This window comes from Pseudomonas sp. LS.1a, from assembly GCF_022533585.1.
In the GTDB taxonomy this organism is placed as follows: domain Bacteria; phylum Pseudomonadota; class Gammaproteobacteria; order Pseudomonadales; family Pseudomonadaceae; genus Aquipseudomonas.
Genome location: NZ_CP092827.1, coordinates 1,100,388 through 1,121,824, shown reverse-complemented (window position 1 = coordinate 1,121,824; position 21,437 = coordinate 1,100,388). Strand labels below are relative to the sequence as shown.

General features: G+C 64.1%; 17 protein-coding genes and 1 pseudogene. 6 read left to right on the top strand and 12 right to left on the bottom strand.

The genetic code is table 11. The annotated features are described in order from the left end of the window. The first annotated feature begins 26 nt into the window (after positions 1–26). Entirely contained in the window at positions 27–1,484 is a 1,458-nt protein-coding gene (gene mltF / locus MKK04_RS05165; protein ID WP_063911429.1) for a membrane-bound lytic murein transglycosylase MltF, read from the top strand. Positions 1,485–1,595: 111 nt separating this feature from the next. Here the strand turns inward: mltF and tadA are convergent, their stop codons facing one another. The 6 genes from tadA to MKK04_RS05135 all read right to left on the bottom strand — a co-directional run bounded on the left by tadA (position 1,596) and on the right by MKK04_RS05135 (position 8,299). Then, positions 1,596–2,075 (bottom strand): tRNA adenosine(34) deaminase TadA, encoded by a 480-nt coding sequence (gene tadA, locus MKK04_RS05160; protein WP_241106314.1) that lies wholly within the window; start codon positions 2,073–2,075, stop codon positions 1,596–1,598. Beyond that, the gene (locus tag MKK04_RS05155; RefSeq protein ID WP_241106313.1) at positions 2,075–3,457 is read right to left on the bottom strand and encodes a multicopper oxidase family protein; all 1,383 of its coding nucleotides are present in this window, start codon (positions 3,455–3,457) and stop codon (positions 2,075–2,077) included. The genes tadA and MKK04_RS05155 overlap by 1 nt, the downstream gene beginning before the upstream one ends. 265 nt (positions 3,458–3,722) lie before the next feature. Next, entirely contained in the window at positions 3,723–5,300 is a 1,578-nt protein-coding gene (guaA, locus tag MKK04_RS05150; protein ID WP_013971139.1) for a glutamine-hydrolyzing GMP synthase, read from the bottom strand. Between the two features lie 78 nt (positions 5,301–5,378). Further along, the gene (guaB, locus tag MKK04_RS05145; protein ID WP_075043910.1) at positions 5,379–6,848 is read right to left on the bottom strand and encodes an IMP dehydrogenase; all 1,470 of its coding nucleotides are present in this window, start codon (positions 6,846–6,848) and stop codon (positions 5,379–5,381) included. Between the two features lie 86 nt (positions 6,849–6,934). Beyond that, positions 6,935–7,492: a hypothetical protein gene (locus tag MKK04_RS05140; RefSeq protein ID WP_063911423.1), complete on the bottom strand. Its 558-nt coding sequence runs from the start codon at positions 7,490–7,492 to the stop codon at positions 6,935–6,937. Positions 7,493–7,543: 51 nt separating this feature from the next. Further along, on the bottom strand, positions 7,544–8,299 hold the full coding sequence (locus tag MKK04_RS05135) for a sulfite exporter TauE/SafE family protein (protein ID WP_241106312.1): 756 nt from the start codon (positions 8,297–8,299) through the stop codon (positions 7,544–7,546). Positions 8,300–8,396: 97 nt separating this feature from the next. Here MKK04_RS05135 and MKK04_RS05130 point away from each other — a divergent pair. From MKK04_RS05130 to leuA, 4 genes and pseudogenes are all read left to right on the top strand, one after another. Then, positions 8,397–9,272: pseudogene (locus tag MKK04_RS05130) on the top strand (LysR family transcriptional regulator); the annotation flags it as partial. A 139-nt stretch (positions 9,273–9,411) separates the two neighbouring features. Continuing rightward, the gene (xseA, locus tag MKK04_RS05125) at positions 9,412–10,791 is read left to right on the top strand and encodes an exodeoxyribonuclease VII large subunit (RefSeq protein ID WP_207835833.1); all 1,380 of its coding nucleotides are present in this window, start codon (positions 9,412–9,414) and stop codon (positions 10,789–10,791) included. Between the two features lie 3 nt (positions 10,792–10,794). Continuing rightward, positions 10,795–11,622: a M23 family metallopeptidase gene (locus MKK04_RS05120; protein WP_241106311.1), complete on the top strand. Its 828-nt coding sequence runs from the start codon at positions 10,795–10,797 to the stop codon at positions 11,620–11,622. A gap of 433 nt (positions 11,623–12,055) precedes the next feature. Beyond that, on the top strand, positions 12,056–13,729 hold the full coding sequence (leuA, locus tag MKK04_RS05115) for a 2-isopropylmalate synthase (RefSeq protein ID WP_207835846.1): 1,674 nt from the start codon (positions 12,056–12,058) through the stop codon (positions 13,727–13,729). 239 nt (positions 13,730–13,968) lie between these two features. Here leuA and MKK04_RS05110 read toward each other — a convergent pair whose 3' ends face one another. From MKK04_RS05110 to zwf, 3 genes are read right to left on the bottom strand one after another with little or no spacing between them, the layout of a single operon-like run. Further along, positions 13,969–14,649 (bottom strand): bifunctional 4-hydroxy-2-oxoglutarate aldolase/2-dehydro-3-deoxy-phosphogluconate aldolase, encoded by a 681-nt coding sequence (locus MKK04_RS05110; RefSeq protein WP_207835848.1) that lies wholly within the window; start codon positions 14,647–14,649, stop codon positions 13,969–13,971. Between the two features lie 17 nt (positions 14,650–14,666). Beyond that, complete coding sequence (gene pgl, locus MKK04_RS05105; RefSeq protein WP_241106310.1) at positions 14,667–15,380, bottom strand: 6-phosphogluconolactonase; 714 nt, start codon at positions 15,378–15,380, stop codon at positions 14,667–14,669. Further along, positions 15,367–16,836, bottom strand: coding sequence for a glucose-6-phosphate dehydrogenase (gene zwf / locus MKK04_RS05100; RefSeq protein WP_063911416.1), 1,470 nt, complete (start codon positions 16,834–16,836; stop codon positions 15,367–15,369). Before zwf ends, pgl begins: the two co-directional genes overlap by 14 nt. 211 nt (positions 16,837–17,047) lie before the next feature. Here zwf and hexR point away from each other — a divergent pair, with 211 nt between their 5' ends. After that, entirely contained in the window at positions 17,048–17,911 is an 864-nt protein-coding gene (gene hexR / locus MKK04_RS05095) for a DNA-binding transcriptional regulator HexR (protein WP_169774905.1), read from the top strand. Here hexR and MKK04_RS05090 read toward each other — a convergent pair. From MKK04_RS05090 to MKK04_RS05080, 3 genes are all read right to left on the bottom strand, one after another. After that, positions 17,904–18,758, bottom strand: coding sequence for a D-hexose-6-phosphate mutarotase (locus tag MKK04_RS05090; protein ID WP_207835860.1), 855 nt, complete (start codon positions 18,756–18,758; stop codon positions 17,904–17,906). The two genes, hexR and MKK04_RS05090, sit on opposite strands and share 8 nt — an antisense overlap. A 128-nt stretch (positions 18,759–18,886) precedes the next feature. After that, complete coding sequence (locus MKK04_RS05085) at positions 18,887–20,179, bottom strand: carbohydrate porin (RefSeq protein ID WP_241106787.1); 1,293 nt, start codon at positions 20,177–20,179, stop codon at positions 18,887–18,889. Positions 20,180–20,279: 100 nt separating this feature from the next. Continuing rightward, positions 20,280–21,434 carry an ABC transporter ATP-binding protein gene (locus MKK04_RS05080; protein ID WP_063911413.1) on the bottom strand — a complete coding sequence of 385 codons (1,155 nt, stop codon included), beginning with the start codon at positions 21,432–21,434 and terminating at the stop codon, positions 20,280–20,282. Positions 21,435–21,437: the final 3 nt, after the last annotated feature.

Sequence of the window (21,437 nt, the reverse complement as noted above, 5' to 3'; positions counted from 1 at the left end):
CCAGTCCTTTGCGTATACTGCAACCTATGTTCGCCCACACTGCTTTGCGCCAGCGTTGCGCCAGATGGCTTTTCGCAACCGGACTCTTTCTGTTGCTCGGTGCCTGCGTTGAAAAACCCAGCACTCTCGAGCGCGTGAAGGAGGATGGCGTGCTGCGCGTGATCACCCGCAACAGCCCGGCCACCTATTTCCAGGACCGCAACGGCGAAACCGGCTTCGAGTACGAGCTGGTCCAGCATTTCGCCGAGGATCTCGGCGTGAAGCTGCAGATCGAGACCGCCGATAACCTCGACGAGTTGTACGATAGCCTCGGCAAACCCTCCGGCCCGGTGCTGGCGGCGGCCGGCCTGGTCACCAGCGAACGGCGCAAGGCCCAGGTGAAGTACTCCCACCCTTACCTGGAAGTGACCCCACAGGTCATCTACCGCAACGGCCGCACGCGGCCCACCGATGCCAAGGGCCTGGTCGGCAAGAAGATCATGGTGCTCAAGGGCAGCAGCCACGCCGACCAGCTGGCCGAGCTGAAAAAGCAGTACCCGGGCCTGGAATACGAAGAATCCGACGCCGTCGAGGTGGTCGACCTGCTGCGCATGGTCGACGAAGGGCAGATCGACCTGACCCTGGTCGACTCCAACGAGCTGGCGATGAACCAGGTGTACTTCCCCAACGTGCGGGTTGCCTTCGACCTGGGCGACACCCGCGACCAACGCTGGGCGGTGGCGGCCGGTGATGACAACAGCCTGCTCAACGAGGTCAACGAGTTCCTCGACAAGGCGCAGAAGAACGGCACCCTGCAACGCCTGAAGGACCGCTACTACGGCCATGTCGACGTACTGGGCTATGTGGGTGCCTATACCTTTGCCCAGCACCTGCAGCAGCGCCTGCCCAAGTACGAGAAGCACTTCAAGAGCTACGCCAAGGTCGAGCAGGTGGACTGGCGCCTGCTGGCCGCCATCGGCTACCAGGAATCGATGTGGCAGCCCGAGGTCACCTCCAAGACCGGTGTGCGCGGCCTGATGATGCTGACCCAGCGCACCGCCCAGGCCATGGGCGTGTCCAACCGCCTGGACCCGAAGCAGAGCATCCAGGGCGGCGCCAAATACTTCATGAAGATCAAGGAAGAGCTCGACGACAGCATCCAGGAACCGGACCGCACCTGGTTCGCCCTGGCCGCCTACAACGTCGGCACCGGCCACCTGGAAGACGCCCGCACCCTGGCCAGGCGCGAGAAGCTCAACCCGAACAAGTGGCTGGACGTGAAGAAGATGCTGCCGCGGCTATCGCAGAAGCAGTGGTATCGGCAGACCAAGTATGGGTATGCCCGGGGCGGCGAACCGGTGCATTTCGTGGCCAACATCCGCCGCTACTACGACATCCTCACCTGGGTGACCCAACCGCAGCTCGAAGGCCAGGTGGCCGAGGGCAGCCTGCATGTGCCCGGGGTGAACAAGGACAAGCCGGCGGAGCAGTCGCCGCCGATGTAGGCCTGTACCGGCCTCTTCGCGGGTAAACCCGCTCCCACAGGTACATCACTGGTTTTGAAGATAGTGGTATTCCTGTAGGAGCGGGTTTACCCGCGAAGGGGCCGGTACAGGTCAAGACTTGGCCCGGCGAGCCTTGAAGAAGTCACTGAGGATCTGCCCGCACTCCTCCGCCAGTACCCCGCCCTCCACCATCACCCGGTGGTTGAGGAAGCCCTGCCCGAAGAACTTCCCCTGACTCTGCACGATCCCCGCCTTGGGCTCCAGCGCGCCGTACACCACCCGCATCACCCGCGAATGCACGATCAACCCCGCACACATGCTGCACGGCTCCAGGGTCACGTACAGGGTGCTGCCGGGCAGCCGGTAGTTACTGGCGGATTTCGCTGCCGCGCGAATGGCCACCATCTCGGCATGCGCACTGGGGTCACTGTCGATGATCGGCCGGTTGAAGCCCTGCCCGATCACCTGCCCATGCTGCACCAGCACCGCGCCCACTGGCACCTCCCCCATTGCCGCGCCTTCGGCGGCCAGGGTCAGGGCCAGGCGCATGAATTCCTGATCACGGCTGCGATCGATGATCTGCGGGCGCATCAGACCACCGCGATCGCGGCCATCAGGCCGGTTTCCATGTGGTCGATGACGTGGCAGTGGAACATCCAGGTGCCCGGGTTATCCGCCACCAGCGCCACCTGGGCGCGCTCGTTCTTGCCCAGCAGGTAGGTGTCGGTGAACCACGGTTCCTTGATGTCATGGCGGTTGGAGCCGATCACCTTGAAGCTCATGCCGTGCAGGTGGATCGGGTGCTGGTACTGGGTCATGTTCTTCAGCTCGAAGATGTAGCTCTTGCCCTGCTTCAGCGTGGCGATCGGCCGCTCGGCGCAGGTCTTGTCGGTGATATCCCAGGCCTGGCCGTTGATCTGCCACATGCTCGACGGCCTGTCCTGGTCCGAAGTGACCGAGACTTTCGCCGCCCACTCGAAATTGAAGTTCAGCTTCTCGGCATTCTCCAGGTCCGGCTCGGCGATCGGGTTGGGCGGCAGCGCCGGTGGCCAGTCGCTCGGCGCGTCGTTGCTGGCCACCGAACGCAAGGTGCCCAGGCGCACGAAGCCGTCGCGCAGGGAGATTTCCTCGCCCGCCTCGGGAATACGGATAGCCAGGCAGATACGCATGCCTGGGCCGAGCCAGTAGTCATCGTCCAATGGGCGCGGGGTTACCGGGTTGCCGTCCAGGGCATAGATTCTTGCCTCGCAGTTGCCCTTGAGGTTGATGCGGTAGGTCCAGGTGTTATCGAGGTTCAGCAGACGCACCCGCACCACCTGGCCGGCTGGCAGTTCGGTGACCGAATCGGCCTGGCCATTGATGGTGATCAGGCGCCCGGCGGTGCCGTTGCGCGCGGCCTCACGCGGAATGCTGAAAGGCAACCAGGCGCCCTGCTCGTCCACGTGCCAGTTCTTCAGGCTGAGCGTGCGCTCATGCTGAAAGCCGGTCGGCTCGCGCTCCTCGACAATCAGCGGGCCGACCAGGCCCCGCCCCAGTTCCTCGGAGCTGCTGACGTGCGGGTGGTACCAGTAGCTGCCGGCGTCCGGCACGCGGAACTTGTAGTCGAAGTACTCGCCCGGCTTGACCGGCAGCTGCGACACATAAGGCACGCCGTCCATTTCCAGCGGCAGGCGGATGCCGTGCCAGTGGATGGTGGTTTCGACCGGCAGGTGGTTGATGAAGCGCACCCGCAGCCAGGTGCCCTGGCGTACGCGCAGTTCGGTACCCGGTGCCGACGGGCCGAAGGCCCAGGCCTCGGTCTTGTGCCCAGGCACCAACTCGACGTCCAGAGGGGCGGCGATGAGCTCGTAGTCGTGGCCGGCGTTGTCGTCTTCGACCTTGCCCAGCCAGTAACGCGCTGCGCCACCGGCGCCCAGGCCAACCACAACCAGGCCGGTCAGGCCCTTGAGCATTTGTCGACGGGTGAAGGACATCGGTGCGGGTACCTCGTGTTCTGCGCAATCAAGCTGCCAGCATGGCTGGCGATGAAGGGCGAATACGATACACCTGCAAATGGGAAAGATTAAGTGAAGTCTCGTTTTTGCCTGCGCTGGCCTCTTCGCGGGCAAGCCCGCTCCCACAAGGACACCACAGCATTTGAAAGCTGCGCTTTACCTGTGGGAGCGGGCGCGCCCGCGAACAGGCCGATACAGAGGGCAGATACAACAAGGGCGCCTTGCGGCGCCCTTGTGGCTCAACTTATTCCCACTCGATAGTGGCCGGCGGCTTGCTCGAAACGTCGTAGGTCACGCGCGAGATACCGTCGATTTCGTTGATGATACGGCCGCTGACGGTTTCCAGCAGCTCGTACGGCAGGTGCGCCCAGCGCGCGGTCATGAAGTCCACGGTCTCGACGGCACGCAGGGCCACGACCCAGGCGTAGCGACGGCCGTCGCCAACGACACCCACCGACTTGACCGGCTGGAACACCACGAATGCCTGGCTGGTCTTGTGGTACCAGTCGGCCTTGCGCAGCTCTTCGATGAAGATGTGGTCGGCGCGACGCAGGATGTCGGCGTATTCCTTCTTCACTTCACCGAGGATGCGCACGCCCAGGCCCGGGCCTGGGAACGGGTGGCGGTAGACCATGTCGTACGGCAGGCCCAGCTCCAGGCCGATCTTGCGCACTTCGTCCTTGAACAGTTCACGCAGCGGCTCGACCAGCTTGAGGTTCATTTCCTCCGGCAGGCCACCAACGTTGTGGTGCGACTTGATCACGTGGGCCTTGCCGCTCTTGGCGCCAGCCGACTCGATCACGTCCGGGTAGATGGTGCCCTGGGCGAGGAACTGGATGTTTTCCAGTTTGCTGGCTTCGGCATCGAACACGTCGATGAAGGTGCGGCCGATGATCTTGCGCTTCTTCTCCGGGTCGGCTTCGCCGGCCAGGTTGTCGAGGAACTGCTTTTCAGCGTCGGCACGGATGACCTTGACGCCCATGTTCTCCTTGAACATGGCCATCACCTGGTCGCCTTCGTGCAGGCGCAGCAGGCCGTTGTCGACGAATACGCAGGTCAGCTGGTCGCCGATGGCGCGGTGCAGCAGCGCAGCAACCACCGAGCTGTCGACGCCGCCGGACAGGCCCAGCAGGACGTTGGCCGAACCGACCTGCTCACGCACCTGGGCAATGGCGTCTTCGACGATGTTGGACGGGGTCCACAGGGCTTCACAGCCGCAGATGTCCTGCACGAAGCGGGACAGGATGCGACCGCCCTGCTTGGTGTGGGTCACTTCCGGGTGGAACTGCACGCCGTAGTAGCCGCGCGCGTCGTCGAACATGCCGGCGATCGGGCAGCTCGGGGTGCTGGCCAGCACGTGGAAGTTGCCCGGCATCTGGGTGACCTTGTCGCCGTGGCTCATCCACACGTCCAGGCCCAGCACGCCGTCGGCGTCGATGTGGTCTTCGATGCCATCGAGCAGGCGGCTCTTGCCGACCACGTCAACGCGGGCATAACCGAACTCACGCAGGTCGGAACCTTCGACCTTGCCGCCCATCTGTTCGGCCATGGTCTGCATGCCGTAGCAGATGCCCAGTACCGGTACGTTCAGGTCGAACACCGCCTGCGGGGCGCGTGGGCTGTTGGCTTCGTGGACCGACTCGGGGCCGCCGGCGAGGATGATGCCACGCGGGTTGAATTCGCGGATCGCTTCATCGTCCATGTCGAACGGATGCAGCTCGCAGTACACGCCGATTTCGCGCACGCGGCGGGCGATCAGCTGGGTGTACTGGGAACCGAAATCGAGGATCAGGATGCGGTGAGCGTGAATGTCGAGGGCCATGACTCAATCTCGTCAGTGGAAATCGGAAACGACGCGGGGCTGTCGTGACAGCCCCGCTTTCTGTTGTAGCTGGAAGCCTCAGCCTACGCGGTAGTTAGGGGCTTCTTTGGTGATCTGCACGTCATGCACGTGGGACTCGGCCATGCCGGCACCGGTGATGCGTACGAACTCCGGCTTGGTGCGCATCTCTTCGATGGTTGCGCTGCCGGTATAGCCCATGGACGAACGCAGGCCGCCCATCAGCTGGTGGATGATCGCGGCCAGGGCGCCCTTGTAGGGAACACGGCCTTCGATGCCTTCCGGTACCAGCTTCTCGGCGCCGGCCGAGGAGTCCTGGAAGTAGCGGTCGGACGAGCCTTGCGCCTGTGCCATGGCACCCAGCGAGCCCATGCCGCGGTAAGCCTTGTAGGAACGGCCCTGGAACAGTTCGACTTCACCCGGAGCCTCTTCGGTACCGGCGAACATCGAACCCATCATCACGCAGGAAGCACCGGCAACGATGGCCTTGGACAGGTCACCCGAGAAGCGGATGCCGCCGTCGGCGATCAGCGGCACGCCAGTGCCTTCCAGTGCAGCGGCAACGTTGGCGATGGCGCTGATTTGCGGCACGCCGACACCGGCAACGATACGGGTGGTGCAGATCGAGCCTGGGCCGATACCGACCTTGACCGCGTCGGCGCCAGCTTCGGCCAGAGCCTTGGCGGCAGCGCCGGTGGCGATGTTGCCGCCGATTACCTGTACTTGCGGGTAGGTTTCCTTGACCCAGCGAACGCGGTCGATCACGCCTTTGGAGTGACCGTGAGCGGTGTCGACCACCACGACGTCAACGCCAGCAGCCACCAGGGCGGCAACGCGCTCGCCGGTGTCCTTGCCGGTGCCGACTGCGGCGCCGACGCGCAGGCGACCCTGGTCGTCCTTGCTGGCCAGCGGGTAGGCCTTGGCCTTTTCGATGTCCTTGACGGTCATCATGCCCTTGAGGTTGAACTTGTCGTCAACGATCAGGACTTTTTCCAGGCGGTGCTTGTGCAGCAGCTCGCGGACTTCGTTCTTGTTGGCGCCTTCGCGGACGGTGACCAGACGCTCTTTGGGGGTCATCACGTCGCGGACCTTGGCGTCCAGGCGGCTCTCGAAGCGCACGTCACGGGAAGTGACGATGCCGACCAGGTCGCCGTTCGCCAGCACCGGAACGCCGGAGATGTTGTTCAGGCGGGTCAGGTCGAACAGGTCGCGCACGGTGGCGTCGGCGTCGATGGTGATCGGGTCCTTGACCACGCCAGCCTCGAACTTCTTGACCTTGCGGACTTCGCTGGCCTGCTGCTCGATGGTCATGTTCTTGTGGATGATGCCGATGCCGCCTTCCTGGGCCATGGCAATGGCCAGGCGCGCTTCGGTCACGGTATCCATGGCGGCGGAAACCAGCGGAATGTTCAGCTCGATGCCACGGGTCAAACGGGTCTTGAGACTGACTTCATTAGGCAGTACCTCGGAATAGCCAGGTACAAGGAGGATATCGTCGAAGGTCAGGGCTTCTTGGCTGATACGCAGCATCGCGGGGGCTCCCGGGCGGGAAAAATGGAAGCGCGCCATTATACTCATGCACGGCGCGCCGCTCAATGCAAAAAAAGGGCCTTCGGTCAGCCTTGTGGCAGTTTTACCTGTACCACGGCCACCGGCTGGTCGAGCCAGTCGGCGAAGCTGTCGAGAAAGGCCTGGGTGAACCCGGCCTCGCCCCAGTTGTTGAAGATGAACCCCAGGTTGGAAAAGGCACATGGCTGCAGGTAAATGAAGCCATTGATGTCATCTTCGAAGCCGCACAGCGGGCAGGTAAAGTTGTCGCTCACCGCCGGCATCCATTCTTCGAGGCTTTCGAACAGCGGCTCGCCCACCTCACGCCGGCACTCGGGGCAACCGGCCTCTTCGAGGAAACCTTCGGTAGGGGTATAGATGCAGCGCTTGAGCATCACCTCCAGGCCGTTGACCTGCTCGCCGAAGGGCAGTTTCTCCGGGTGCAGGGCCACTTTGCGGGCACCTTCGGCCAAGGCATGGGCCATGCGGTTGCCGGTGCGGCCACAGGTGGTCAGCTGTTCCTCGACGACTTTCTCGCGCACCAGCCAGCGCAGGATGGCGCGGGCACGGGCTTCATGCACCGGGACGGTAGACAGCTTGGGAACGATGATGCTCTGGGTGTTCATGAACGGGGCAAGCCTGAAAAACTGCGGTAATGACGCAATTCTACCGCCTGCTCAGGCGCTCAGATAGCGACCGATCAGCGCCAGCCCGCTGGCCAGCACCAGCCAGGTGACCAGGCGCACGAACGCTTCGCGGGACAGCCGGTGGGTCAGCCTGCGCCCTGTCCAGAGACCAGCAAGCATGACCGGCAACAGGCAGGCGGCGAGCAGCAGCAGGCTTTGATCGGCATAGACGCCAGCGGTCAGGAACAGCATCAGGCGCACCACTGTACTGCAACTGATCAGTGCGCTCTGGGTAGCGCGCACCTGTTCCTTTACCTCCAGCCGCGCACTCAGGTACAGGGCATATAGAAAGCCACCGCTGCCGAACAAGGCACCGAACAGCCCGCCTGCCGTGCCCATCGGCACCGCCCAGAAACCGGACAGACTGACCGGCCGCACCTTCACCGCCAGCCCGTACACGGCATATGCCGTGACGAACAAGCCCATCAGCAGCAGCAACAGGTCGGACTTCAGCTGTAGCAGGAATACCACGCCCAGCGTGCAGCCTACGGCCATGAACGGCAACAGCCGCAGCAGCTCGCCCCGCACGACATCGCGGCGCGATGGCAGCAGGTTGCCGAAGGCGGCGACGAAGTCCAGCAGTACCAGCAGCGGTATGATCCGCGACAGCGGCATGAAGTGGATCAGCACTGGGCCGGCCACCAGCGCAGTGCCGAAACCGGCGATACCGAAGACGATGTAGGCAACGCCAACACCCAGCAGGATGGGCAGCCAGTCGAGGCCGGAAAACGACAGTTGAGCGAGCATGGCAGCAGTTCCTGGGAAGACAGGCAAAGGTTAGCCAGCCATGAGCCATGCCGACTAATATGCATTTTTCGCCACAACCATCTCGAAAAGGCATGACATGACGTCGATCCGCCAGTTGCGTTACTTCGTGGAAATCGCCGAATGCGGCAGCTTCAGCGGTGCCGCCGAGCGACTGTACATTGCCCAGTCGGCGCTGAGCCGGCAGATCAAGGAGCTGGAACAGCAACTGGGCACGCCGCTGTTCGAACGCACCGCGCGCCTGCCGCGCCTGACACTGGCTGGCCAGGCCTTTCTGGAGCGGGCGCGGCGCTTGCTGGCCGACCTGGCGCAGGCCGAGCGAGTGACCCGCGACATTGGTGAAGGGCTGCAGGGCAGCCTGCGCCTGAACCACTCCAGTACAGTGCCGCTGACCGGCCCATTGCTGGCTCGCCTGGGCGGTTACTTGCGCGACAACCCGGGGGTTTCGCTGGAAATTGCCCAGCAGTCGTCGGAGGCGCAGCTGGAGGATATTGCTAATGGACGCCTGGATATCGGCCTGCTGCGTTTGCCTGTGTTGCGCCAGCATGAAGGCGTGGTGCTGCATGCGCTGTTCAGTGAGCCATTGCTGCTGGCGGTTGCCGCTGGGCATCCGCTGGCTGACGCACCACAAGTGAAGCTTGAACAGTTGCGCGAGGAGCGCTTCATTTCCATTCCGCATCGGGACCGTGGCGGGCTGAGCTACCTGTCGGCCTCGTTGTGCATGGAGGCAGGCTTTTTCCCGCGCGCGGCGCAGGTGCTGTCGCGCAAGACCACCCAGTTGCAGCTGATTCAGGCGGGGTTTGGGGTGGCGTTGCTGCCGGCGTGCATGCGCGAGATTGCGCCAGCCTCAGTCAGCTTCGTGGCGCTGGAGGGAGGGTGTGAGAGTACTGTGGCGATGGCTTGCAGGCGGGATGCGGGGCAGATGGTCAGGCAATTCGTGGCTGCGATGCAGGGTGGATGGCACCGGCTGCGCCGGTGTTCGCGGGTGAACCCGCTCCCACAGGTACAGCGTCAACTCGAAGCCAGCGCTCCCACTGAGATCGCGACAGGGCCGGGACAGACAACCGGGGCCGATGTCCTTTATGATGCCCGCCATGATCAGAGACCCTTTCGAACGACTCGGCCTGGACCGCGAGGTCCTTACCGTCAGCCAACTCAACGGTCGCGCCCGCGTGCTGCTGGAGGACGTGTTCCGCAGCGTGTGGGTGGAAGGCGAGATTTCCAACCTCGCCCGCCCAGCCTCCGGCCACATGTACTTCACCCTCAAGGACAGCGGCGCGCAGGTGCGCTGCGCGCTGTTCCGGCAGAACGCCACGCGGGTGCGCCAGGCCTTGCGCGACGGCCTGGCGGTGCGGGTGCGCGGTAAGGTTTCGCTGTTCGAGGGGCGTGGCGACTACCAGCTGATTATCGACACCGTCGAGCCGGCCGGCGACGGCGCCTTGCGCCTGGCCTTCGAGGCCCTGAAGGAAAAGCTCGGCGCCGAGGGGCTGTTCAGCGCCGAACGCAAGCAGCCGCTGCCGGCCCACCCGCAGCGCATCGGCATCATCACCTCGCCCACCGGCGCGGTGATCCGCGACATCATCAGCGTGTTCGGCCGCCGCGCCCCGCAGGTGGAACTGAACCTCATCCCCACCGCAGTACAGGGCCGCGAAGCCGTTGCACAGATCGTGCGCGCCATCCGCCTGGCCGACAGCCTCGGTTTCGATGCGCTGATCCTGGCCCGGGGCGGCGGCTCGCTGGAGGACCTGTGGTGCTTCAACGAAGAAGCCGTGGCACGGGCCGTGGCCGCCTGTGTAACACCGATTGTCAGCGCCGTGGGCCATGAGACCGATGTCTCGATCAGCGACTTCGTCGCCGACGTGCGCGCACCCACACCGTCTGCCGCCGCCGAGCTGCTGGCACCCGACAACAGCGGCCTGCAGCAACGCCTGGACGGCCTGCAACGGCGCCTGCTGCTGCGCATGCAAAACCGCCTGACCCACGACCGCCTGCGCCTGGAGTCGCTGACCCGGCGCCTGCGCCACCCGGGCGAGCGCTTGCGCCAGCAGGCCCAGCGCCTGGACGACCTGGACATGCGCCTGCGCCGTGCATTCATGCTCAACCTCAACCAGCGCCGCGAACGCCTGGCACGCCTGGATACCCGCCTCGCCGCGCAGCACCCTGGGCGTACCCTGAAACTGCTGGGCCAACGCCTGGACAGCCTCGCCGAACGCCTGCCGCGGGCGATGCGCGAAGTGCTCAAGGACCGCCGCCAGCGCTTCCAGGCCCAGTTGCAGACGCTGCAGGTGGTCAGCCCGCTGGCCACCCTCGCCCGCGGCTACAGCATCCTGCTGGACGAACAGGGCCAGGCCATCCGCAGCGCCGAACAGACCCGCAATGGCCAACGCCTGACCGCCCGCCTGAACGAAGGCGAGCTGTTGGTGCGGGTCGAAGACAACCACCTGACCCCGGTCACCCTCTCACTTCTGGACTGACACATGCCTCGCCTGCTCGCGCCCCTGCTTGCCCTTTCCCTCCTGCTGCTGGCCGGCGGCGCCCAGGCCAGCTACATCACCCGCACGCTGAACAAGCCGGTACCCGGCGGCGTGGCGGTGGTCGACCTCGGCCCCGCCGCCAGTGCACCCACCGCCAGCTTCGACGGCAAACCGGTGCTGGTGGTGAGGGAACAGGACAACTGGCTGGCCATCGTCGGCATCCCGCTCACCCAGAAGCCCGGCACCGCTGTGCTGAACCAAGGCGGCCGTACCCTGCCCTTCACGGTCGGCAGCAAGAAGTACCCCGAGCAGCGCATCACCCTGAAGAACACCCGCCAGGTCAACCCGAACCCGGCCGACCTCAAGCGCATCGACCGCGAACTGGCCGAGCAGATCAAGGCTTACCGCAGCTTCAGCCCGACCCTGCCGAGCAACCTGATCCTCGACAAGCCGGTCAGTGGCCCGCTGTCGAGCAAGTTCGGCGTGCGCCGCTTCTTCAATGGTGAAGAACGCAACCCACACGCCGGGCTGGACTTCGCGGTACCGGCCGGCACGCCGATCAAGACCCCGGCCAATGGCAAGGTGATCCTGGTGGGGGATTACTTCTTCAATGGCCGCACGGTGTTCGTCGACCACGGGCAGGGCTTTATCAGCATGTTCTGCCATATGTCGAAGATCGATGTGCAGGTGGGGCAGCAGCTGCGCCGGGGCGAGGTGGTCGGGCGCGTGGGCTCGACCGGGCGGGCTACCGGGCCGCACATGCACTGGAACGTCAGCCTGAATGATGCGCGGGTGGATCCGGCGATTTTCATTGGCGCGTTCCAGCCCTGAGACCGGGGCGCCTGCTTCGCGGGCATGCCCGCTCCCACAGGTAATGCGCCGATCCTGAAGGCTGTGCTTTACCTGTGGGAGCGGGCGCGCCCGCGAAGAGGCCAGCACATGAGACATCATGTTCAACCGCGTTGCGCCATCGAAAAAGACTGCGCAAAAATTGAGAAGCACTCAGAAAAATATAGCGATAAAATCTCGCCTATCAGCTTTTTTTAAGCATTCCTCTCAATTTTTGCTGAACGCTTGCCATCCCCCACCCCACTGTTTAAGTTTGAAGGCATGAAAACCTTCAGCACCCTCATCCTGCTCCGACAACATCGCAGCCTCTGCCTGGTTAGCGCCCGACTACCAGGCTGAATCGCGTCGCCTCGCCTTTTCATCTCGTTATCGCTCGGCAGGCCCGATTTCGGCCGCACACAAAAGGATTGCTTCCATGACCATGCTCAAAGACCCTTCGAAGAAATACCGCGCTTTCCCGACCATCGACCTGCCTGACCGTACCTGGCCGTCGAAGACCATCACCGCCGCGCCGATCTGGTGCAGCTCCGACCTGCGTGATGGCAACCAGTCGCTGATCGAGCCGATGGATTCGGAGAAGAAGCTGCGCTTCTGGAAGACCTTGGTGCAGGTTGGCGTGAAGGAAATCGAAGCCTCGTTCCCGTCCGCATCGCAGACCGATTTCGACTTCGTGCGCATGCTGATCGAAGAAGGCCACATCCCGGACGACACCACCATCCAGGTGCTCACCCAGGCCCGTGAAGACCTCATCGCCCGCACCTTCGAATCGCTGCGCGGGGCGAAGAAGGCCATCGTCCACCTGTACAACGCCACCAGCCCGTCGTTCCGCCGCATTGTCTTCAACCAGGACAAGCAAGGCGTGAAGGACATCGCGGTGAACGCGGCCAAGCTGTTCGTCAAGTACGCCGCCCAGCAGCCGGAAACCCAGTGGACCTTCCAGTACTCGCCGGAAACCTTCAGCGCCACCGAGATGGAGTTCGCCAAGGAAGTCTGCGACGCGGTGATCGAGGTGTGGAACCCGACCCCCGAGCACAAGATCATCCTCAACCTGCCGGCCACCGTGGAAGTGTCCACGCCGAACATCTACGCCGACCAGATCGAGTGGTTCTGCCGCAACGTCAGCCGTCGCGACAGCGTCATCATCAGCCTGCACTGCCACAACGACCGCGGCACCGGCATCGCCGCCACCGAACTGGGCCTGATGGCCGGTGCCGACCGCGCCGAAGGCTGCCTGTTCGGCAACGGCGAGCGTACCGGTAACGTCGACCTGGTGACCCTGGCGTTGAACCTCTACACCCAGGGCATCGACCCGCTGCTGGACTTCTCCGACATCGACGGCGTGCGCAAGGTGGTCGAAGAGTGCAACCAGCTGCCGGTGCACCCGCGTCACCCGTACGTGGGCGACCTGGTCCACACCGCGTTCTCCGGCTCGCACCAGGACGCCATCCGCAAGGGCTTCGCCAAGCAGCAGGAAGGCGAGCTGTGGGAAGTGCCTTACCTGCCGATCGACCCGGCCGACATCGGCCGCAGCTACGAGGCGGTGATCCGCGTCAACAGCCAGTCGGGCAAAGGCGGCATCACCTACCTGCTCGAGCAGGAATACGGCATCAGCCTGCCGCGCCGCATGCAGATCGAGTTCAGCCAGGTAGTACAGAGTGAAACCGACCGTCTGGGCCTGGAAATGACTGCCCAGCAGATCTACAGCCTGCTGCACAAGGAATACCTCCAGGCCAACACCCCGTACGCGCTGGTCAGTCACCGCCTGCAGGAAGAGAACGGCCACAGCGCCGTGGAAGTGGAAGTCGCCAGTGAAGGCGAAACCACCCTGCACTGGCGCGGCAAGGGCAACGGCGCGCTGGAAGCGCTGGTGGCCGGCCTGCCGATTGCCGTGGAGATCATGGACTACAACGAGCATGCCATTGGCGCCGGTACCAATGCCAAGGCTGCGGCCTATATCGAACTGCGCGTGGCCGGTGGCCGCCCGGTGCATGGTGTGGGTATCGATGAAAACTTCACCACGGCCAGCTTCAAGGCACTGTTCAGCGCGCTGAACCGCTCGCTGAGCCAGCAGGAAGCCAAGGCGGCCTGAACTGTCGCGTGATGAATGCAAAAGCCCGCATCGTTTGATGCGGGCTTTTTTGTCTGCCTGTGCCGGCCTCTTCGCGGGTGAACCCGCTCCCACAGGGATCGCGCTGCACTCAGCAACTGTACAGTACCTGTGGGAGCGGGTTCACCCGCGAAAGGGCCGGTACAGGCACTGCAAGATCTCCAGGCAAAAAAAAGGGGCGCCGACCAAGCGCCCCATAAGCCGTAAAGCACACAACAAATTCAGTTGGCGTCCAGCAGCGCCATTGCCTCCGCACTGCACGCTTCGATCCGCGCCCAGTCGCCGTTCTTGATCCAGCCACTGTCGAGCATCCAGGTGCCACCCACGCACATCACATTGGGCAACGCCATATAGTTGCGCACGTTGGCCGGGTTCACCCCGCCGGTCGGGCAGAAGCGAATATCGCCGAACGGGCCACCAAAGGCCTTGATCGCCGCGACACCGCCGCTGATTTCCGCCGGGAACAGCTTGAAGCGGCGGTAGCCCAGGGCATAGCCCATCATGATTTCGGACGGCGTGCTGATGCCTGGCAGCAGCGGGATCTCACTGTCCACACCGGCTTCGAGAATGTCCTGGGTAATGCCCGGGGTAACGACGAATTGCGCCCCCGCAGCTTCAACGGCCGCGAACATGCCGCGATCGAGCACGGTGCCGGCACCGACACAAAGTTCCGGGCGCTGCTCGCGCAGCACCTGGATGGCCTTCAGGCCATACTGTGAGCGCAAGGTCACTTCCAGGGTACGGATACCGCCGGCCGCCAGGGCATCAGCCAGCGGCAGGATGTCTTCCTCACGGGCGATGGTGATCACCGGCAGGATGCGCGCCTTTTTGCAAATGGCGTCGATCCGTGCGGCTTTGTCGGCCATCGAGAGCTTGGGCTGTGGGCGTTCGAGGGTGGTCATGACTGTGGATCCTTGGCTCATGGGCACCAGTAGATGTCCAGGGGGGCGTGAAGAAAAGCGCGAATCGGCATTTCGGTAAGGTCGTTGCCAGCCAGCGCGGCGCGCAGGGTAGCGAGTTTGCCCTGCCCTTGTACGGACAGCGCGGTAAAGGCGGCACTGGCCAGCAGCGAGCGGGTCATCGACAGGCGCTGGTGCGGCACGCTCGGTGCCAGCAAGGGCAGGCAGCGGCGTGGGTTGGCCAGGTCGAGGCCTGCTTCCAGGTTGGGGCTGGCGGGGAACAGCGAGGCGGTATGGCCATCATCACCCATGCCCAGCACCAGCACGTCGATTGGCGGCAGCTCGGCCAGGGCCTGATCGGCCTTGCCCGCAGCGACATCGAGGTTCTCCGCCTGCTGGTACAGGCCAACGAAGCGGGCCTTGGCCGCCGCGCCCTTGAACAGGTGGCGGACCAGCAGGCCGGCGTTGCTGTCGGCGTGCTCCACCGGCACCCAGCGCTCATCGGCCAGGCTGACGGTAACCTTGGCCCAGTCGAGGTTTTCGCTGGCCAGCTTTTCGAGGAACGGCACCGGGCTGCGGCCACCGGACAGCACCAGGCAGGCCTGGCCCTTGGCGGCAATGGCCGCGCGCAGGCGCTCGGCCACGTCATGGGCCTGGGTTGCGGCCAGCGCCTTGGCATCCGCCAGCTCATGCACCGTCACAACCGCTGGCAGTTTCAGTTCAGATATCCCCATACCACGCCCTCCCATCGCGCGTGATCAGTGCAATCGAGCTCATCGGCCCCCAGGAGCCTGCCGCGTATGGCTTGGGTGCATCACCCGCGTTACGCCAGCCGGCGATCAGCTGGTCGCACCACTTCCAGGCATATTCGATTTCGTCCTTGCGCACGAACAGGTTCTGGTTGCCGCGCATCACTTCGAGCAACAGCCGCTCGTAGGCATCCGGAATCCGTGCACTGCGCCAGGTGTCGGAAAAATTCAGCTGCAACGGGCCGCTGCGCAGTTGCATGCCTTTGTCCAGGCCCTGCTCCTTGGTCATCACCCGCAAAGAAATGCCTTCGTCCGGTTGCAGGCGGATGATCAGCTTGTTACCGATCTGCAAACGCTGTTCCGGGGCGAAGATGTAGTGCGGCGTTTCCTTGAAGTGGATGACGATCTGCGACAGCTTCTGCGGCATGCGCTTGCCGGTACGCAGGTAGAACGGCACGCCCGACCAGCGCCAGTTGCGGATGTCGGCACGCAGGGCGACGAAGGTTTCGGTGTCACTCTGGGCGTTGGCGTTGTCTTCTTCCAGGTAACCGGGCACCGGCTTGCCTTCGCTGTAGCCGGCGATGTACTGGCCGCGCACCACACGGGTGCTCAGCCCTTCGCCGGTGATCGGTGCCAGGGCCTTGAGTACCTTGACCTTTTCGTCACGGATGGCATCGGCGGACAGTTCGCTGGGCGGGTCCATGGCGATCAGGCACAGCAGCTGCAGCAGGTGGTTCTGGATCATGTCGCGCAGCTGGCCGGCCTTGTCGAAGTAGCCCCAGCGGCCTTCGATGCCGACCTTCTCGGCGACGGTGATCTCCACATGGGAGATGGAATTCTGGTTCCACTGGGTTTCGAACAGGCTGTTGGCGAAGCGCAGGGCGATCAGGTTCTGCACCGTTTCCTTGCCCAGGTAGTGGTCGATACGGTAGACCCGGCTCTCGGGGAAGAACCGCGCCACGGCATCGTTGACCCGGCGCGACGACTCCAGGTCGTGGCCAATGGGCTTCTCCAGCACCACCCGGGTGCGCGCGGCCAGCCCGGCCTTGTCGAGGTTTTCGCAGATGGCCCCGTACACCGCCGCTGCGGTGGCGAAGTAGGCGATCAGCGGCAGCTCGCCCGGCAACTGCTCGGCCAGGGCCTGGTAGCCCTCGGGCTGGAGGAAGTCCAGGTGCTGGTAGCTCAGCCGGGCGAGGAAGCGGCCCAGCGCAGCGGGCTCGATATCGGCCTCGGGCACATGCCGGCGCAGGTGCGCTTCGATGCTGTCCAGGTGGTCCTGCGCGCTACCGGCCTCGCGGGCCAGCGCCAGCAGGCGGGTATCCGGGTGCAACAGGTTGGCCCGGTCGAGCTGGTAAAGCGCAGGAAACAGCTTGCGCAATGCCAGGTCGCCGAGGGCGCCAAACAGGGCAAAGGTGCAAGGTTCGACACTGATCGCAGCCATGATGTTGGTTCTTTCCTAAAGTTGGTCTAGGAATACCGCTTTCACATACGGTTTTCAAGGGATAATGTAGTAAAAACCACAACATTACACACAAGTGTTACAGACAAGTGGTACGTCAACCGCGCCGACAGTACGATAGACGACCGTGCAAAAAGCCTGCTGCTCCCACAGCCGGCTGTCTTCCCGACCCAAGGACACACCCATGGACCGCGTGCGAAACCTCCTGGAACAGATCCAGGGCCGCCTCGACGAGCTGAACAAGGCCGAACGCAAAGTCGCCGAAGTCATCCTGCTCAACCCGCAACAAGCCACCCGTTTCAGCATCGCTGCGCTGGCCCAGGCGGCCAAGGTCAGCGAACCGACCGTCAACCGCTTCTGCCGCTCGTTCGGCGTCAGCGGCTACCCCGAGCTCAAGCTGCAGCTGGCGCAGAGCCTGGCCAGCGGCGCCGCCTACGTCAGCCGCGCGGTAGAGGCTGACGATGACCCGGCAGCCTACACCCAGAAGATCTTCGCCAGCGCCATCGCCTCGCTCGACAGCGCCTGCCAGCAGCTCGACCCGCAGCAGGTCAGCCGTGCCGTGGACATGATGATCCAGGCCCGGCAGATCCACTTCTTCGGCCTGGGCGCCTCGGCCCCGGTGGCGCTGGACGCCCAGCACAAGTTCTTCCGCTTCAACCTCGCAGTATCGGCCCACGCCGACGTGCTGATGCAGCGCATGCTGGCCTCGGTGGCGCACACTGGCGACCTGTTCGTGATCATTTCCTACACCGGGCGCACCCGCGAACTGGTCGAAGTGGCCCGCCTGGCCCGCGAGAACGGCGCCTCGGTGCTGGGCCTGACCGCCGCCGGTTCGCCGCTGGCCAATGCCTGCAGCCTGAGCCTGCACATTCCGCTGCCGGAAGACACCGACATCTACATGCCAATGACCTCGCGGATCATCCAGCTGACCGTGCTCGATGTACTGGCCACCGGCATGACCCTGCGCCGTGGCGTGGACTTCCAGCCGCACCTGCGCAAGATCAAGGAAAGCCTCAACGCCAGCCGCTACCCGATCGAGGACGACGAGCTCAACTGAGCCGGTGCGCCTGCAGGCGCAGGTGGGCACGCTGCCCCGGCGCCAGGCTCAGGCCCTCACCACTGCCGCTGGCGGCCTCGACACAGACGAAGTGCTGGCATTCACGCCCGGTCACGCCCATCAGCGGGCGGTTGCCCGGGTGCCAGACCACCGTGTCGTCGCTGTCACCGGTATCGATGCACAGCTCGCGCTGCCAGGCCGGGTCCTGCAGTTGCACCCGCGGCGTGCCGGGGTAGACCTTCTGGCAGCCGCCCTTGAGCTTCAGCGCGCCATCCTCACGGCAGACCTGGCGGTTGAGGCGGTCGTAGCCTTCGATATCCTCGAGCCCGGACAGCGCTATCTCAGCCACGTCACTGATACGCCAGTAGGCCAGCAGGGCATGGCTCAATTGGCAGGGTTCGCTGTCCTGGTGCTCGGTGCTCAGGCTCAGCTCCATGCGGCTGCCCAACCGGGCATGCAGGTCGACCTGCCAGTCGCACAGGTCCAGCCGCCACTTCAGGGTTACGCCCTCCTCGTCCTCGCGGCTGTCCACCAGCTTCCAGTCCAGCAAGCGCGCCCAGCCATGGGCCGGCCACAAGTCCTCGCTGGGGTGGCGGCCATACCACGGCCAGCACACCGGTACGCCACCGCGTATCGCTCCCACCTGCGGCCACTGCTCGGCGCACCACAACCAGGGCCGTTCACCCGCCGGTTGAAAATGCAGCAGTTGCGCACCCTGGCGGCTGAACACCGCCTGGCAACGGGGGTGATCGATGATCAGCACATCGCGCTGCTGGTAACGCTCCCACTCGAATGTCGGCCGGGGCCGCTGCGAGGCAAAGAAGCGATGGAGCGGATGTTCGGGCATGGTTCAGAGCTCTTGTTGTTTGAGATAGCGCTGTCTCGGCCTATCCCCGGCACCCACTGCAGGGCAGTGGGTGCCGACTATCGAAATAGTACCGAAAATGGATTGGCGTAAATTTACAACAATCGCCCTCAGAATGACGACTGAATCTTCAACCCTGCGACCAGCGCGTTGTCCACCTCATCCACGCCGCCGGGGCTCTTGATGTACTGCAGGTTGGGCCGCACGGTCAGCCAGTTGGTCACATGGAAGCCGTAGTAGAGCTCGGCGTTGTACTCGGTACGCTGCAGCGGCACGAAGCCTGGGTTGTCGTAATCGTTGATGCCGCTCTGGGCGTTGAGCAGTTCGGCGCGTTTCTTCACGTCGTCATTCACATGAATGCGCGCCACGCCGAAGCCGATGTCATCCTTGGGCCGGGCATCGAAGGCGCCTTTGTAGACCAGTCCTACCTGCTGGTAGTTGTCGACGACGTTGGTGGCCTGGTCGTGCACGGTGAAGTTGGCGAACAGGCTAAGGCCCCGGTTGACGTCGCCGCCATGGGCAGTGACCTGCTGCTGTGCCACTACCCACCAGCCATGCTTGCTGGAGTGCGACTTGAAGGCTTCGCCCGTCAGCGCCTGCGGGTTACCGTTGACGTCATCGAACACATCATCGGCCTTGGCCGTGCTGTAGTAGTAACCCAGGCGGTACTCGCCCGGCAGGCCGTTGACCTTGGGTGACCACACCGCTTCCACCGGCAGGATCGCGCCCTTGGTGCCGCTGCCACTGAGCTTGAAGCCGTTGCCGGTTTCCAGGTTGGAAGGGTTCTGCTCGAAGGCACCGACCTGGACGAAGAATTCCGGGGTGATGTTGTATTTCACCCGCAGCGCCCACTGGCTGACCGGCCAGTTGTACCAGATGCCGCCAACCCAGTTGCCGACCTGCGAGCCGCAGAAGGCCAGGTTCTGGAAGTCGCAGGGGAAGCTGTTGAAGTCCTCGCCCTCGCCGAAGCGGCCGAATTTCACGTCCAGCGCACCGTCGAAGTACTTCTGCTTGACCCACATCTGGGTCAGGCGCCAGGTCTGGCCACGGCCCCACACTTCCTGCACCGAGCTGAACTGCCCGGCGCGCGGATCGCTGATACGGTCGTTGGACAGGTTGCGGCCGCTACGCTCGGTGATCGCCAGCTTGAACTCGGCATCGTGCCAGCCGAAGATTTTCTGCAGATCCAGATGCGCGCCAAGGGCGAACTGGTCGCTATAGCGCGCGGTCTTGTCGTCGTTGTAGCCGCCGTGCAGGTTGCCAGCGATCTCACCGACATAATCGAGGGTGAAGTCGTAGCCCTTTTCCAATAGTTCGGTACGGGTGCCACCCCAGTCGCCGGTCATCCACTTCGATTCGCTGGAAAAGGCCTCGGCAGCCTGCGCGCCGCTGCTACCGGCCATTGCCAGTGGTGCGAGCAAGGCCAGCGAGCCCAATGTCCTGATGCATTTGCGCTGTTCCATCCCTTTGCGTCCTCTTTTTCTTATTGATGGTGTAGACGAGTTATCGGCCTTTGAAGTGCGCCACGTTGTCCTTCATGGCTGCGGCAGTGGTGGCCAGGTGCAAGCGCTCGCCGCTGGCGGCGTCGAACAGCAGCACCCGGGCCGGGTCGAATTGCAGGTTCAGGCTGTCGCCGACCCGGCACGCCACATCTGGCGCCAGGCGGCAGCAGACCTTGGTCTGGTTGAGGGTGACGAACACCAGCAGGTCTGGCCCGGTGGGCTCGGTCACCTGCACCTCGGCGCGAATGCCGGGCAGACCATTGCCCTCCGCGGCCCCAAGGGCAATCTGCTCGGGGCGGATGCCAAGGATGATCTCGCGGCCATCCAGTTCGTCAGCGGCCACCCCCAAGGGCAGCTCGCAACGCGCCTGACCGCTGTCGAGCACGGCCAGCAGGCGCCCGTCCTGTTGCGTGAGGCGCACCGGGATGAAGTTCATCGGCGGCGAGCCGATGAAGCTGGCGACGAACTGGTTGGCCGGATCGTTGTAGATCTGCTGCGGGGTGCCGAACTGCTGGATGATGCCGTCCTTCATCACCGCCACCTTGTCGCCCAGGGTCATGGCCTCGATCTGGTCATGGGTGACGTACACGGTGGTGGTCTTCAGGCGCTGGTGCATCAGTTTCATTTCGGTACGCATCTCGACGCGCAGCTTGGCATCGAGGTTGGACAGCGGTTCATCGAACAGGTAGATCTTCGGCCGCCGCGCCAGCGCCCGGCCCATGGCCACGCGCTGCTGCTGGCCACCGGACAGCTGCGCCGGCTTGCGCGCCAGCAGGTGCTCGATCTGCAACAGCTTGGCCACCCGCGCCACCTCCTCGTCGATGGCGGCCTGGGGCAGCTTGCGGATCTTCAGGCCGAACTCGATGTTCTCGCGCACGCTCATGGTCGGGTACAGCGCGTAGGACTGGAACACCATGGCGATATCGCGGTCCTTGGGGCTCATGCCGCTGACGTCCTGCTGGTCGATGAGAATCGCGCCGCCGCTGATCTGCTCCAGCCCGGCGATGCAGTTCATCAAGGTCGACTTGCCGCAGCCCGACGGGCCGACCAGGATCAGGAACTCGCCATCCCTGATCGACAACTGGATGTCCTTGAGGGTGTCCGGCAAGCCGCTGCCGTAGGTCTTGTTCACGTTGCGAAGTTCGAGCGTTGCCATGAC

Coding starts and splice junctions, on each gene's coding strand:
- guaB (WP_075043910.1), bottom strand. CDS start 6,848: ATGCTGCGTATCAGCCAAGAAGCCCTGACCTTCGACGATATCCTCCTT.
- zwf (WP_063911416.1), bottom strand. CDS start 16,836: ATGGCTGCGATCAGTGTCGAACCTTGCACCTTTGCCCTGTTTGGCGCC.
- pgl (WP_241106310.1), bottom strand. CDS start 15,380: ATGGGGATATCTGAACTGAAACTGCCAGCGGTTGTGACGGTGCATGAG.
- MKK04_RS05080 (WP_063911413.1), bottom strand. CDS start 21,434: ATGGCAACGCTCGAACTTCGCAACGTGAACAAGACCTACGGCAGCGGC.
- MKK04_RS05090 (WP_207835860.1), bottom strand. CDS start 18,758: ATGCCCGAACATCCGCTCCATCGCTTCTTTGCCTCGCAGCGGCCCCGG.
- leuA (WP_207835846.1), top strand. CDS start 12,056: ATGACCATGCTCAAAGACCCTTCGAAGAAATACCGCGCTTTCCCGACC.
- tadA (WP_241106314.1), bottom strand. CDS start 2,075: ATGCGCCCGCAGATCATCGATCGCAGCCGTGATCAGGAATTCATGCGC.
- MKK04_RS05085 (WP_241106787.1), bottom strand. CDS start 20,179: ATGGCCGGTAGCAGCGGCGCGCAGGCTGCCGAGGCCTTTTCCAGCGAA.
- MKK04_RS05135 (WP_241106312.1), bottom strand. CDS start 8,299: ATGCTCGCTCAACTGTCGTTTTCCGGCCTCGACTGGCTGCCCATCCTG.
- MKK04_RS05155 (WP_241106313.1), bottom strand. CDS start 3,457: ATGTCCTTCACCCGTCGACAAATGCTCAAGGGCCTGACCGGCCTGGTT.
- MKK04_RS05140 (WP_063911423.1), bottom strand. CDS start 7,492: ATGAACACCCAGAGCATCATCGTTCCCAAGCTGTCTACCGTCCCGGTG.
- MKK04_RS05120 (WP_241106311.1), top strand. CDS start 10,795: ATGCCTCGCCTGCTCGCGCCCCTGCTTGCCCTTTCCCTCCTGCTGCTG.
- xseA (WP_207835833.1), top strand. CDS start 9,412: ATGATCAGAGACCCTTTCGAACGACTCGGCCTGGACCGCGAGGTCCTT.
- MKK04_RS05110 (WP_207835848.1), bottom strand. CDS start 14,649: ATGACCACCCTCGAACGCCCACAGCCCAAGCTCTCGATGGCCGACAAA.
- guaA (WP_013971139.1), bottom strand. CDS start 5,300: ATGGCCCTCGACATTCACGCTCACCGCATCCTGATCCTCGATTTCGGT.
- mltF (WP_063911429.1), top strand. CDS start 27: ATGTTCGCCCACACTGCTTTGCGCCAGCGTTGCGCCAGATGGCTTTTC.